This is a genomic window from Marmoricola sp. URHA0025 HA25 (assembly GCF_054059435.1).
In genome coordinates, this window is the sequence record NZ_JBSSCD010000001.1 from 395,339 (window position 1) to 407,978 (window position 12,640).

Sequence of the window (12,640 nt, forward strand, 5' to 3'; positions counted from 1 at the left end):
TGCCTGGCTCAGTCGGACTCGTGCTCCTGGCCCTCTCCGGTCGGAGCCGGTACGCCGGCCGACGGCGCCGCCTCGTCCGGCGCCGCCGACTGCGCCGCGGACTGCGACGTGCCGGAGCCCGGCTGGTGCTCGACGGCGGCGATCTGACCGAGGATGAACGTGCCTCCGGCGAGACCGATCACGAACGCTGCGGACCCGGCCAGGATGCCGAAGCGCCGCCGTGGCGCCCGGTAGGTGTGACCGTCCGGGCGCGGGAGCGAACCGTCGCCCAGCCCTTCGACGGGGTAGAAGTGGTTGCTCATGGTGCCCTCCTCGGATCGCGTCCCCCGAGCGTCGCTCGCGCTTCTTGGCGGTTGCTTGACGTCGGCCGAGGCGGCCAGGTGCTCAGCAGCCGTCGAGCTGCCGGCTCAGCGTCTTCATCGCCGTGAGGCGGCCCTGGGCGTCGATGCTGGCCTGTGGAGCAAGGAGCGCGATGGTCGCCGTCGCCTGTGCTCGCTCCAGGCAGGCCAGCTCCGCGCGGTCCGCACGGGCCTGGTCGGCCGCCCGGTAGACGACGATCCCGACCCCCACGACGGCGGCCACGACGCACAGCATGACCGTGGAAAGCAACCGCTCCATGGGGCCATACCTTATGGCCATTCGGGCATCTAGCGTTCCAGGTGAACGCCATCCATTCGGGTGGCTCACCACAGTCAGGAGTACCAGGTGAAGAGCATTCTTCGACGGACGAGCCTGCCGCACCTCGTGGTGTTTCTCGCCATCGCGCTGGTGCTCGGGTCCGGCACGGCGTACGCCGCCGGCCAGATCACCAGCAAGCAGATCAAGAACAACACCATCAAGGGCATCGACGTCCGAGACGGGACCCTCACGGGGATCGACGTCGCCGACGGAGGCCTGAGCAGTGCCGACATCCTCGACGGGACGATCACCTCGGCCGACGTGGCGCTGAACGCGCTGACGGCCGAGGACCTGGCAGCAAACTCGGTCACCTCGTCCGAGCTCGCCAACGATTCGGTCACGTCCGCCAAGATCGCCAACGGATCGGTCACCTCGGCCGACGTCGCGGACGAGACGCTCACCAGCGCTGACCTGGCCACGGACTCGGTCCAGGCCACCGAGGTCGCGGACAACTCGCTCGACTCCGGCGAGATCATCGACTTCGGGCTGAGCAACGAGGACATCGGCGTCCTCGAGGCCGAGGTCAACGCGGACGGCAGCCTGGCCGACAGCGACCACTTCGGGACCACGAGCAGCAACCTCGGCACCGGATCCTATGCGGTCGACTTCGGTATCAACGTCTCGTTCTGCACGCCGGTGGTCACCCAGGGTGAGGCCGGCGTGGGCGGCGCGGGCGGCGCGATCGCGGGGGTCACGGACCGGTCCGGCAACGCCAATGCGTTCTTCGTGACCATGCGGGATGCCGCCGGCGCCGGGATCAACACCGCGTTCCACATCGTGGTGGTGTGCTGACCATGACGCCTCGACTCAGCACGACGGCGGGCGCTGTGCTCGTCCTCGGTCTGCTCGGCGCGGTGCCGGCTGTCGGCGTGGCGCTCTCCAGCGGGCCGGGCGGCCAGCCACCCCCCGGCGCACCTGCGCACCACATCCACGTCGACCAGCCCGGGTCGGAGGCCCAGCCGCCCCCGGGGGCGCCCGCCCGCCACATCGAGGTCGACCAGCCGGGAGCCGAGGCTCAGCCGGCAAACGCTCATCCGGTGAAGGCGGGTCCACCCGTCGGGGCGCCGAACGACGAGCCGGGTGCTCGCGCGCACCGTCACCAGGTCGACGAAGGGACGGCGGTGAGCGGACCCGACCAGGGCGACTGAGCGGAGGGCTACCCGCGTCGTCTCGACGTCGCTATCGCACGAGCGGCGCCAGGTAGCGACGCGCGTACTCCCGCACGGCCTTCGGGTCGGCCATGTCGACCGCGCCGTGGGGGTTGAGCAGATAGGTGTAGGCGATCCGGAGCATCAGCTCGGCGACGACGTGCAGCTCGTCGTCGGGCATGGTGGCCCCGCTGCGCCGCAGCGTGGCGGCGACGCGGTGGGCCGACCCGAGGACGACGCTGGTCTGCGCGGAGCCGCCGATGCCGGTGATGATCTCGGGCTCGGTCTCGACGAGCCTCGCCAGCAGCGGGATCTCGTGGGTGAGTGCGATGCCGGCCGTGAAGCACTCGACGATCGCCTCGCTCGGAGCGAGGCCCGAGGCGAGCGAGTCGAGCTGGCTGAAGAACTCGTCGATCTCGCGGTCGAGCACCGCCTGCAGCAGCGCTTCCTTGGTGGGGTAGGCCCGGTACAGCGTGCTCCGGCTGACGCCGGCGGCACGGGCGACGTCCTCGACGTTGGCGCGACGGGCGCCGTACTGCTCGAAGACGCGCTGGGCTGCGTCGAGGATCGCGGTGGTCACAGCCGCTCCAGCCGCACCGGCAGCCGGTCACGGGGGAACGGCAGCGCGACCAGGTCGAGCGGCCACTCGTACCCCGCGGGCACCGACCAGCGATAGCTGCGCAGCAGCTCGTGGAAGATCGCCCGCACCTGGATGCCGGCGAAGTGCATGCCGATGCACTTGTGCACACCGCCGCCGAACGCCTGGAACGCCATCCGGTGGCCGTGGTCCTCGCGCCGGTCCGGTGCGAAGCGGTCGGGGTCGAAGCGGGTCGGGTCCGGCCAGTACGCCGGGTCGTGGTGGTTGTAGAACGGCGACACCGCCACGAACGCGCCCTCCGGGATCCGGTAGCCGTTGAGCGAGACCTCCCGGACGGCCACCCGTGGCATCGACGGCACCGGGCTGCACAGCCGCAGCGACTCCTTCATGACCCGCTCGAGCAGCTCCAGGCCCAGGACACCGTCGTAGTCGACGGCTCCGTCGGAGGCGGCAGCTGCGGCGACCGACTCTGCGCGTGCCTGCTCCTGCCACTCCGGATGGCGGGCGAGGTGGTAGGCCATCGAGCTCATCGTGATCGTGCTGGTGTCGTGCGCCGCCATCAGCAGGAAGATCATGTGGTTGACGATGTCCTCGTCGCTGAACTCGTCGCCGTCCTCGCTGCGTGCGACGCAGAGCTGGGCGAACAGGTCGTCGCCGCCGTTGCGCCGCTTGTCCGGAAGGTGCGTGAAGAAGAACTCCTCGAGCACCTTGCGCGCGGCCAGCCCCTTCGCCCACGGCGTGCCCGGGATCGGACGCCGCACGATCGAGGTGCCGGCCCGGACGGCGGCGATGAACGCCTTGTTGAGCCGGTCCTGCTCCGCGCGGGTGAGGTCGACACCGACGAAGGTCTCGACCGCGACGTCGAGGGTGAGCTGCTTGAACAGCTCGTGCATCCGCGGCTGCGGGACCGACTCCCAGCCGGCGAGGCCGCTGCGGATGTGCGGGACCATCACCGCGTGGTAGCGGCGCATGGCGTCGTTGGTGAACGCGTGCTGCAGGATCCGCCGGTGGTGCAGGTGCTCGTCGAAGTCGAGCAGCATCAGGCCACGGCGGAAGAACGGGCCGATGAAGTGCGACCAGGCGGGCCCGTTGGCGAAGGCCCGGTCGCGGTTGACCAGGACCTGCTCGGCGGCGTCGAGCCCGTAGGCGGCGTACAGCGTGGTGCCGAAGACGTTGAGCTTGACCACCTCGCCGTAGGCCTCGCGCAGGAAGTCGTTGTGCTCGATCGGGTGGCGTCGCAGCCGGAGCAGGTGCGGCACGCCCAGCCGCGGGCCCCGGACGGTGCGCAGCTCGGTCGTCCATGCGGTCACGGCAGCTCCCGTGGGATGGTGGAACAAATCCGTTTCAATGTATCATCTCGCCATGGTCACCCCAGGGGACGTCGAGTCCGCGCCGGCAGTCCGGACCGGCGCCCCGCTCGGCCCCGACTCGCTGACCTGGCGCTACTTCGGCGACAACCGGATGGCGCTCCTCGGGCCACGCGCCGCCGTGCTGCAGAACATGCTGCCCTCGCTCGGCCAGGGGGTGCAGGACCACTCGGTGTGGTTCGACGAGACCCTCGCCCGGCTGCAGCGCAGCATCCCGCCGATCTTCAACACCGTCTACGGCGCCGACGGTGAGGCGGCCGGCCACCAGGTGCGTGACTTCCACAAGCCGATCAAGGGCCGGCTGCCGGGCGGCTCGCCCTACAGCGCGCTCAACCCGGAGACCTACTACTGGGCGCACGCGTGCTTCGTCGAGCACCTGATCAGCGCGACCGACACGTTCATCCGGAGGCTGACCGAGGAGGAGAAGGAGCAGATCTTCGCCGAGTCGATCACCTGGTTCGAGCGGTACGGCGTGAGCGCCCGGGCCACCCCGGCGACGTACGCCGAGTTCACGGCGTACTTCGACCGGATGCTGCGCGAGGAGATCGTGGCCCACCGCATCGCGGTCTACGGGGTCGGCTACGCCCGCAAGGGCTGGCCCCGTCCGGCCGGGATCCACCCGCTGCTCTGGTGGCTGGTGAGACGACCGGTCGACGCCCTCAGCGCGTTCGTCACGACAGGCGGGCTGCCGCCACGCGCCCGTGACCTCCTCGGCCTGCCCTGGGACGACCGGCGCGAGCGCCGCTACCAGCGGTTCGCGCGCGCGTGCCGAGCGCTGGCGCCGTGGTACTCACGGCTGCCGGGGAAGTACCGCATGCACGGGATCCCTCTCCGCGCCTTCAAGCGCGAGGGCCGGCGCGCATGACCAGCATCCCAGTCGCCGAGCCTGTCGAGACCGTCGCGCCAACTCCTCCTCACGTCGACGCCGCGTACGTCGCGCGTCTGCTCGGCAACGTCGCCGCCGCACCCGGAGCCGAGACGGTGAGCGCCGTCGCACCGTTCACCGGCGGGCTGCTCCCGGCCGTCCCGCAGTCGACGCCGCTCGACGTCGCCGCCGCAGCGGCTCGTGGCCGATCCGCCCAGGTCTCGTGGGCGGCGCGCACCGTGGCCGAGCGGTCCGCGATCGTCGTGCGCTTCGGCGAGCTCCTGCTCGGCGCGAGGGACCAGCTGACCGACCTGGTCCAGTGGGAGAGCGGGAAGTCGCGCATCCATGCGGGCATCGAGGTGCTGGGCGTGCCGATGGTCGCCGCCCACTACGGAGCCGAGTCCGGCCGCTACCTGCGGGAGCGGTCCGTGCGCTCGGGTGTTCCGCTCCTCGTCTCCGCCCGGGTGACCCGCCACCCGAAGGGCCTGGTCGGCGTCATCGCGCCGTGGAACTACCCGCTCTTCCTCGGCGTCGGCGACGTGATCCCGGCACTCATCGCCGGCAACGCCGTGCTGAGCAAGGCCGACTCCCAGGCGCCGCTCACGCTGCTCGCGGCGCGCGACCTCGCCCTCGAGGCCGGGGTCCCGCCCGATGTGTGGCAGGTCGTCGCCGGGCCCGGTCGCGTGCTCGGCGGCGCGATCGTCGACGCCGTCGACCACCTCGCGTTCACCGGCTCGACAGCGACCGGCCGGCACCTCGCGGCCGCGGCCGGGGAGCGGCTGATCTCGACGTCGCTCGAGCTCGGCGGGAAGAACCCGATGATCGTGCGCGAGGACGCCGACCTCGGTGCCGCGGTCGCCGGCGCGGTCCAGGCCTGCTTCGCCAGCGCGGGCCAGATGTGCATCGGGATCGAGCGGATCTACGTCCACGAGTCGCGGTACGACGACTTCGTCCGCCATCTGGTCGACGCCACCCGGGCGCTCACGATCGGCGCGGCCTTCGACCACACCTTCGAGATCGGCTCGCTGACGTCGGCCGAGCAGGTGGCGCTGACGGCTGCGCACGTCGACGACGCCGTCGCCCAGGGCGCGACGGTCCTCACCGGTGGACGTGCGCGTCCGGACCTCGGACCGTTCTTCTACGAGCCGACGATCCTCACGGGCGTGCTTCCCGCGATGAGGGTGTGCGCGGAGGAGACGTTCGGCCCGGTCGCCTCGGTCTACTCCGTGGTCGACGACGACGACGCGGTCACCCGGGCGAACGACTCGGAGTACGGCCTCTCCGCGAGCATCTGGACCCGCGACCTCGATCGCGGTCACGAGCTGGCGTCCAGAATCAGCGCGGGCGCGGTGAACATCAACGACGGCTACCTCTCCGCGATCTCCTCGCTCGCCGCGCCGATGGGCGGGATGAAGTCGAGCGGGGTGGGCCGCCGGCACGCGGCCGACGGGATCCTGCGGTTCACCGAGTCCCAGACCGTCACGGGGCAGCGGCGGGCGACGCCGTACCCCTCCCGCACCAGGGCGTATCTCGCGGCCACCCGCCTCGTGGTGCTCGCCCAGCTCAAGCTGGCCCGTCGCAGTACTCGTCGCAGTGCCCGTCGCGGCGCCGGTCGCGGCGCCCGGAAGGAGTCGTCATGAGCAAGGTCAAGGGCAAGGTGGTCGCGGTCACCGGCGGCGCCCGCGGCATCGGCGAGGCCACCGCCAAGGCGCTCGCCGCAGCGGGCGCCCGGGTCGCGATCGGCGACCTCGACGTGGGCGTCGCGGAGGCTTCCGCTCAGGCGTACGGCGGCCTGGCGCTACCCCTCGACGTGACCTCGGAGGCGTCCTTCGCGGCGTTCCTCGACAAGGTCGAGGCGGAGTTCGGCCGCCTCGACGGGCTGGTCAACAACGCCGGCATCATGGTGATCGGACCGCACCTGGAGGTGCCGCTGGAGTCGCAGCTGCGCCAGCTCGACATCAACCTGCGCGGGGTGATCCTCGGCTGCCACGAGGTGGCGCCGCGGATGATCCGCTCGGGTGGTGGGCAGATCGTCAACATCGCCTCGCTCGCCGGCCGGATCGCCTCACCGGGGTCGGCCGTCTACAGCGGCACCAAGGCCGCGGTGATCTCCTTCTCCGAGGCGCTCGACGCCGAGCTCGCCGGCCGCGGCGTGCGGGTCTCGGCGGTGCTGCCGTCGTTCACCAGCACGGCCCTCATCGACGGCACCACCGCACCGAAGCTGAGTCCCCCGATCTCCCCCGAGCAGGTCGCGGCCGCCGTGGTGAGGGTGTTCCGCCGTCACCGTCCGGTCGCGGTGGTCCCGCGCCGGCTGGCCTACGGCAGCACCCAGTGGGCGGCGATGCCGGCACCCCTCAAGCGCTGGATCAGCCGCAGGACAGGGCTCGACACGATGTTCACCGACTACGACCACGCCGCCCGGGCGGCCTACGAGGAGCGCACCACGCGTCCTGCCGACTGAGGGACGCAACGGGCAGGAGGTTTCGACAGGCTCAACCACAGGTGGTCGAGCAACGGCCTCCACCGGTGGTCGAGCAACGGCCTCCACAGGTGGTCGAGCAGCGAGCTTGCGAGCGATCAGTCGAGACCCGGCGACCCTGGGCAGCGACCCGACCCAGGGTGGTCGAGCAGCGAGCCTGCGAGCGATCAGTCGAGACCCGGCGACCCTGGGCAGGGACCCACGCCAAGGTGGTCGAGCAACGGCCTCCACAGGTGGTCGAGCAGCGAGCCTGCGAGCGATCAGACGAGACCCGGCGACCCTGGGCAGCGACCCGACCCAGGGTGGTCGAGCAACGGCCTCCACAGGTGGTCGAGCAGCGAGCCTGCGAGCGATCAGTCGAGACCCGGCGACCCTGGGCAGCGACCCGACCCAGGGTGGTCGAGCAGCGAGCCTGCGAGCGATCAGACGAGACCCGGCGCGGCCTTCCCAGTCGCCCGATTCGGTGCGACAGTTCGAGGACTGAGAGCTGGCGCCGCGAATGCTCGGATTCCTGCGCCTCGAGGAGCCGACCCTCATCCAGCACCCACGGGTGCCTTCATCTCAGGAGGAGTCGTGACCAGCAAGCCCATCACCGCGCGACCGGCGCGGACCCTCGTCAAGCTGCTCGCCGTCGTCGTCGGGCTCGTCGCCGCGGCGGCGTTGTTCCAGGCGCCGACCGCAGGCGCAACGTCCCATCACTTCAGCGACGACCAGCTCGCCGCCGTCAAGCAGGCCGTGAACCAGTCCGGAGTACGCGGCATCGCCTGGTACGTCGACCGGGCCACGGACCGGGTCGTGGTGACCGCGGACGGCACCGTCTCGAAGGCCGAAGTGGCCAGGCTGAAGAGCGCAGCGGGCGCCGACGCTGCGGCCCTGCAGGTCAACCGCACCGCCGGAGTGTTCCGGCCGCTCCTCTCCGCGGGTGACGCGATCTACGGGTCGAAGTACCGCTGCTCGCTGGGCTTCAACGTCCACCAGGGCACCACCGCCTACTTCCTCACTGCCGGGCACTGCGGGAAGCCCGAGAAGACCTGGTGGACCAGCGCCAGCCGGGCAACGCTGATCGGGTCGACGGTCGGCTACAGCTTCCCCGGCAACGACTACGCGCTCGTGCGCTACGACAACACCTCGCTGGCGCACCCCGAGGGCTTCACCCCGGCCGACGCCAAGGTGGGCGAGGCGGTCAAGCGGACCGGTTCCACCACGGGCACCCACAGCGGCACGGTCACCGCTCTGAACGTCAGCGTGCGCTACCAGGGGGCCGGCAAGGTCGACGGGCTGATCCAGACCACGGTCTGTGCCGAGCCCGGTGACTCCGGCGGTCCGATGTACGACGGGACGAAGGCCCTCGGAATCACCTCCGGCGGAAGCGGCGACTGCAAGACCGGTGGCACGACGTTCTTCCAGCCGGTGCCGGAGGCGATGGCCGCCTACGGCGTCAGCATGGGCTGAGCTGCCTGACCGATCACGACCGTCGCGCCGAGGTCGTCGTTGGCCGCCGAGGACGCCGTCAGGCCGTCGGCCTCGAAGATCGCCTGTGCCAGCGGCAGCTGTCGCTCGCTCACCTCGATCAGCACGTGACCGCCGGGGACCAGCCACGCCGGCGCCGAGGCACTGATCCGTCGCAACAGGGCCAGCCCGTCCGGGCCGCCGTCGAGGGTATGCCGGGGCTCGTGGTCGCGGGCCTCGGGCGGCATCAGGGCGACCTCGTCGCTCGGCACGTACGGCGTGTTCGCGGCGACCAGGTCGACCCGGCCGCGCAGGTCGCCGGGCAGGGCGTCGAAGAGGTCTCCCTGGTGGACGTTGCCGTTGGGCAGGTTGTCCCGCGCGCAGGCGACCGCGACCGGATCGATGTCCGCGGCGTGCACCTCGACGAACGGCACCTCCTCGAGGATCACCGCGGCGACCGCGGCCGCGCCGCAGCACAGCTCCACGGCGACTGCTGCCGGGCGCAGCCGCGCGATCGCCTCGGCCGCGAGGAGCTCGGTACGCCGCCGCGGCACGAACACTCCGGGTCGTACGGCGATGTGCAGGTCGGCGAACTCGGCCCAGCCGAGCACCCATTCGAGCGGCTCGCCCGAGACCCGGCGAGCGACGAGCACCTCGAGGTCGCCGTCGGCGTCGAGCAGGAGCCGCGCCTCGTCCTCGGCGTACACGCAGCCGGCGGCGCGCAGCGCGGCCACGGTGTCGGCGTACACGTCCATGGAACCCATCACCCGGAGAGTCGCAGGTCACACCGGCCGCCGCCATCAGGATTCTGCGGAAGCACCCCCGATGCCGTAGGCTCGAGGCACAAGGACCGTCCAGTCTTACCTCGGTCCTGATGGTGTGATGCAGCCCCGCAACGGGTGCTCCACACCGGCCTCCCAGCGACGAACATCGTCTCGGCTGTGGTGAGACACCCACACAGTGAGTGATTCCTCCTTGTCTTCCGCAACTCTGTCTTCTGCAACCTTCTCCGACCTCGGTGTGCCCGTGAACCTCGTCGACCTGCTCGACGCCCGCGGCATCACGAGCCCGACCCCGATCCAGGCAGCGACGCTGCCCGACTCCCTCGCCGGTCGCGACGTGCTCGGCCGCGGCCGCACCGGTTCCGGCAAGACCTACGCGTTCCTGCTTCCCCTCGTCGCCCGGCTCCACGCCTCCGGCGCCCGTCGTACGCCGAAGCGCCCGCGGGCGCTGATCCTCGCCCCGACGCGCGAGCTCGTCGCCCAGATCGACGAGGCGCTCGCACCGCTTGCCCAGGCGACCGGCCTGCGCACGCGCACCGTCTTCGGCGGTGTCGGCCAGAACCCGCAGGTCCAGGCACTTCGTGCCGGCGTCGACATCGTCATCGCCTGCCCGGGTCGTCTCGAGGACCTCATCCAGCAGGGCGCCTGTGACCTCGGCAGTGTCGAGGTCACCGTGCTCGACGAGGCCGACCACATGGCCGACCTCGGGTTCCTGCCCGCCGTCCGCCGGCTCCTCGACCAGACCCCGAAGAGCGGCCAGCGGCTGCTGTTCTCGGCGACCCTCGACAACGCGGTCGGCGTGCTGGTCAAGCGGTTCCTGAGCAACCCGATGACCCACGAGGCCGACTCGGCGATGTCGCCGGTCTCCGCGATGGAGCACCACGTGCTGCACGTGCAGCACGAGCACCGGGTCTCGGTCCTCGTCGACCTCGCCAGCGCGCCGGGCCGCACGGTCGTCTTCACCCGCACCAAGCACGGTGCGAAGGCGCTCGCCCGCCAGCTCAACCAGCGCGGCGTACCGACCGTCGAGCTGCACGGCAACCTCGCGCAGAACGCCCGCACCCGCAACATGGACGCCTTCCACTCCGGCAAGGCGACCACGCTGGTGGCCACCGACATCGCTGCCCGCGGCATCCACGTGGACGACGTCGCGCTGGTCGTGCACGCCGACCCGCCGGCCGAGCACAAGGCCTACCTGCACCGCTCCGGGCGCACCGCCCGTGCGGGTGCGGCCGGCACCGTGATCACGCTGATGACCGACCAGCAGGTGCGCGACGTCCGCGCGCTGACCCGCGCAGCGGGCATCAACCCGACCACCACCAAGGTGTCCGGCCCCAGCCACGAGATCCTGCGCACGCTCGCACCCGGTGAGCGCGTGCTCGTCGCGGGCGGCCTCGGTGTCGCGGCCGCGGACAGCGAGCGACCCGGCGGGACGAACCGCTCCGGCGGTCGCAACCGCAGCCGCTCCGGCAACCGTTCCGGCACGCGCAACGCCCCGCAGAAGGCGGCGCGTGGCGCGGGCCAGGGCGGCAGCGGCGGTGGCCGCTCGCGCAGGCGGCCGTCCGGCGGCTCGGCCGGCGCCGGCCAGGGCGGGACCCACAGCGCGGCGAGCTTCAGCGGTCGTCGCTGATCCGTCCCCGCTCCGTGGCACGCTTGCCGCATGGAGATCCTGACGCCTCGTGAGGTGCCCCTCGGGGGGCTCCGCGCGATGACCGTCCGCCGGACGCTGCCCCAGCGGCAGCGCACCTTCGTGGGCGCATGGTGCTTCCTCGACCACTACGGTCCCGAGGAGGTCGACCCGGAGGGCGGCATGGTCGTGCCGCCGCACCCCCACACGGGGCTGCAGACGGCGAGCTGGCTGTTCACCGGTGAGGTGGAGCACCGCGACTCGGCGGGTCACCACGCGTTCGTCCGGCCCGGCGAGCTCAACCTGATGACGGCCGGGCGCGGCATCAGCCACTCGGAGTACTCCACGCCCGGCACCCAGGTCCTCCACGGTGCGCAGCTCTGGCTGGCGCTGCCCGACTCCGACCGTCACACGGAGCCCGGGTTCGAGTACTACGCGCCCGAGCCGGTCTCCGGTGAGGGCTGGGAGGCACGGGTCTTCCTCGGCAGCCTCCTCGGTTCGACGTCGCCGGTGCGCACCTACAGCCCGCTGCTCGGCGCCGAGCTCCGGCTCCGGGCCGGCACGGTGCTGCAGCTGGCCGTCGACCCGGCGTACGAGCACGGGCTGCTGCTCGACTCGGGCAGCCTGACCGTCGGCGACGAGGCGCTGAAGGCCGACGAGCTCGGCTACCTCGAGCGCGGCCGCGACACGATCGACCTCACGGCTGCCGAGGATGCGCTGGTGCTGCTGCTCGGCGGCCCCCCGTTCGGCGAGCAGATCGTGATGTGGTGGAACTTCATCGGCCGCGACCACGACGAGGTCGCCGGCTACCGCGAGCAGTGGCAGCGGCTCGTCGACGGAGGCGCGACCGACCGGTTCGCGCTTCCGCAGGACGATCCGCTCCCGCCGATCCCGGCACCGGCCCTTCCGAACGCCCGCATGCGCCAGCGCGGATGACCGGACCCGTCGAGGGCGAGGACGGTCTCCTTCGCTGTCCGTGGGGAGAGCTGCCTGCCCTGCGCGACTACCACGACACCGAGTGGGGGATGCCGGTCACGGGCGAGACCGCGATGTTCGAGCGGCTGTGCCTCGAGGGATTCCAGGCCGGGCTCTCCTGGCTGACCATCCTCAACAAGCGCGAGCGCTACCGCGAGGTGTTCCACGGGTTCGACGTCGGCGCCGTCGCCGCCCTCACCGACGACGACGTGGAGCGGCTGATGGCCGACCCGGGCATCGTCCGCAACCGCGCCAAGATCGAGGCGGCCCGCCGCAACGCCCGGGCGACGGTCGAGCTGCGCGCCGACGGCGGCCTCGAGGCGTTCATCGAGAGCCACGCCCCCGACCGCACCCCCGAGCCCCGCGACACCTCCGAGCTGCCCGGCCTGTCGCCCGAGTCGGCGGCGCTCTCGAAGGCCCTGAAGAAGCGCGGCTTCGCCTTCGTCGGCCCGACCACCTCCTACGCCCTCATGGAGGCCACCGGCATCGTGGACACCCACCTCGTCGGCTGCTTCCGTCGCGGCGCCTCCGGCCGCTGGCCCCGTTGAGCAGCCACAAGTGCCCCGTCGAGTAGCCAGAAGATGCCCGTCGAGTAGCCAGAAACGCGCCGTTGAGTGGGCAGGATCCGACCCTGGGAGGAGTACGCCGCCCCGGCCGGACCGCTAGTTTCAC

14 protein-coding genes are annotated in these 12,640 nt (G+C 71.6%); 9 read left to right on the top strand and 5 right to left on the bottom strand.

Going from position 1 to position 12,640, the window contains the following annotated elements; all coding sequences use genetic code 11:
• Positions 1–8: 8 nt before the first annotated feature.
• Both ACVW00_RS01805 and ACVW00_RS01810 read right to left on the bottom strand, forming a co-directional pair.
• Entirely contained in the window at positions 9–302 is a 294-nt protein-coding gene (locus ACVW00_RS01805; protein ID WP_457109195.1) for a hypothetical protein, read from the bottom strand.
• A gap of 82 nt (positions 303–384) precedes the next feature.
• The gene (locus tag ACVW00_RS01810; protein WP_457109196.1) at positions 385–618 is read right to left on the bottom strand and encodes a hypothetical protein; all 234 of its coding nucleotides are present in this window, start codon (positions 616–618) and stop codon (positions 385–387) included.
• 87 nt (positions 619–705) lie between these two features.
• Between ACVW00_RS01810 and ACVW00_RS01815 the strand changes: the two genes are divergently transcribed.
• Positions 706–1,470, top strand: a complete 765-nt coding sequence (locus tag ACVW00_RS01815; RefSeq protein WP_457109197.1) for a hypothetical protein — start codon at positions 706–708, stop codon at positions 1,468–1,470.
• A 2-nt stretch (positions 1,471–1,472) separates the two neighbouring features.
• Positions 1,473–1,826 carry a hypothetical protein gene (locus ACVW00_RS01820; protein ID WP_457109198.1) on the top strand — a complete coding sequence of 118 codons (354 nt, stop codon included), beginning with the start codon at positions 1,473–1,475 and terminating at the stop codon, positions 1,824–1,826.
• A gap of 31 nt (positions 1,827–1,857) precedes the next feature.
• Here the strand turns inward: ACVW00_RS01820 and ACVW00_RS01825 are convergent, their stop codons facing one another.
• Positions 1,858–2,406: a TetR/AcrR family transcriptional regulator gene (locus ACVW00_RS01825; RefSeq protein ID WP_457109199.1), complete on the bottom strand. Its 549-nt coding sequence runs from the start codon at positions 2,404–2,406 to the stop codon at positions 1,858–1,860.
• Positions 2,403–3,734: a cytochrome P450 gene (locus tag ACVW00_RS01830; protein ID WP_457109200.1), complete on the bottom strand. Its 1,332-nt coding sequence runs from the start codon at positions 3,732–3,734 to the stop codon at positions 2,403–2,405. The genes ACVW00_RS01825 and ACVW00_RS01830 overlap by 4 nt, the downstream gene beginning before the upstream one ends.
• Before the next feature lie 52 nt (positions 3,735–3,786).
• Here ACVW00_RS01830 and ACVW00_RS01835 point away from each other — a divergent pair, with 52 nt between their 5' ends.
• From ACVW00_RS01835 to ACVW00_RS01850, 4 genes are all read left to right on the top strand, one after another.
• Entirely contained in the window at positions 3,787–4,656 is an 870-nt protein-coding gene (locus tag ACVW00_RS01835; RefSeq protein WP_457109201.1) for an oxygenase MpaB family protein, read from the top strand.
• The gene (locus ACVW00_RS01840; protein WP_457109202.1) at positions 4,653–6,296 is read left to right on the top strand and encodes a succinic semialdehyde dehydrogenase; all 1,644 of its coding nucleotides are present in this window, start codon (positions 4,653–4,655) and stop codon (positions 6,294–6,296) included. The genes ACVW00_RS01835 and ACVW00_RS01840 overlap by 4 nt, the downstream gene beginning before the upstream one ends.
• The gene (locus tag ACVW00_RS01845; protein WP_457109203.1) at positions 6,293–7,117 is read left to right on the top strand and encodes an SDR family oxidoreductase; all 825 of its coding nucleotides are present in this window, start codon (positions 6,293–6,295) and stop codon (positions 7,115–7,117) included. The genes ACVW00_RS01840 and ACVW00_RS01845 overlap by 4 nt, the downstream gene beginning before the upstream one ends.
• Positions 7,118–7,708: 591 nt before the next feature.
• Positions 7,709–8,587, top strand: coding sequence for a S1 family peptidase (locus tag ACVW00_RS01850; protein ID WP_457109204.1), 879 nt, complete (start codon positions 7,709–7,711; stop codon positions 8,585–8,587).
• On the opposite strand, the gene ACVW00_RS01855 is transcribed toward ACVW00_RS01850, so the two are convergent.
• Positions 8,566–9,348 (bottom strand): putative protein N(5)-glutamine methyltransferase, encoded by a 783-nt coding sequence (locus ACVW00_RS01855; RefSeq protein WP_457109205.1) that lies wholly within the window; start codon positions 9,346–9,348, stop codon positions 8,566–8,568. The two genes, ACVW00_RS01850 and ACVW00_RS01855, sit on opposite strands and share 22 nt — an antisense overlap.
• 262 nt (positions 9,349–9,610) lie before the next feature.
• On the opposite strand from ACVW00_RS01855, the gene ACVW00_RS01860 reads away from it, so the two are divergent.
• Genes ACVW00_RS01860 through ACVW00_RS01870 form a run of 3 tightly spaced genes read left to right on the top strand, consistent with a single transcriptional unit; the run spans position 9,611 to position 12,516 of the window.
• A complete protein-coding gene (locus tag ACVW00_RS01860) occupies positions 9,611–10,996 on the top strand; it encodes a DEAD/DEAH box helicase (RefSeq protein WP_457109206.1) in 1,386 nt (461 codons plus the stop codon).
• Between the two features lie 30 nt (positions 10,997–11,026).
• Positions 11,027–11,929 (top strand): pirin family protein, encoded by a 903-nt coding sequence (locus ACVW00_RS01865; protein ID WP_457109207.1) that lies wholly within the window; start codon positions 11,027–11,029, stop codon positions 11,927–11,929.
• The gene (locus tag ACVW00_RS01870; RefSeq protein WP_457109208.1) at positions 11,926–12,516 is read left to right on the top strand and encodes a DNA-3-methyladenine glycosylase I; all 591 of its coding nucleotides are present in this window, start codon (positions 11,926–11,928) and stop codon (positions 12,514–12,516) included. Before ACVW00_RS01865 ends, ACVW00_RS01870 begins: the two co-directional genes overlap by 4 nt.
• The last annotated feature ends 124 nt before the right edge of the window (positions 12,517–12,640 follow it).

Bases quoted from the DNA above. Each gene is read 5' to 3' on its own strand.
- ACVW00_RS01805 (WP_457109195.1), bottom strand. From the start codon at position 302: ATGAGCAACCACTTCTACCCCGTCGAAGGGCTGGGCGACGGTTCGCTC.
- ACVW00_RS01810 (WP_457109196.1), bottom strand. From the start codon at position 618: ATGGAGCGGTTGCTTTCCACGGTCATGCTGTGCGTCGTGGCCGCCGTC.
- ACVW00_RS01820 (WP_457109198.1), top strand. From the start codon at position 1,473: ATGACGCCTCGACTCAGCACGACGGCGGGCGCTGTGCTCGTCCTCGGT.
- ACVW00_RS01835 (WP_457109201.1), top strand. From the start codon at position 3,787: ATGGTCACCCCAGGGGACGTCGAGTCCGCGCCGGCAGTCCGGACCGGC.
- ACVW00_RS01840 (WP_457109202.1), top strand. From the start codon at position 4,653: ATGACCAGCATCCCAGTCGCCGAGCCTGTCGAGACCGTCGCGCCAACT.
- ACVW00_RS01845 (WP_457109203.1), top strand. From the start codon at position 6,293: ATGAGCAAGGTCAAGGGCAAGGTGGTCGCGGTCACCGGCGGCGCCCGC.
- ACVW00_RS01855 (WP_457109205.1), bottom strand. From the start codon at position 9,348: ATGGGTTCCATGGACGTGTACGCCGACACCGTGGCCGCGCTGCGCGCC.
- ACVW00_RS01865 (WP_457109207.1), top strand. From the start codon at position 11,027: ATGGAGATCCTGACGCCTCGTGAGGTGCCCCTCGGGGGGCTCCGCGCG.
- ACVW00_RS01870 (WP_457109208.1), top strand. From the start codon at position 11,926: ATGACCGGACCCGTCGAGGGCGAGGACGGTCTCCTTCGCTGTCCGTGG.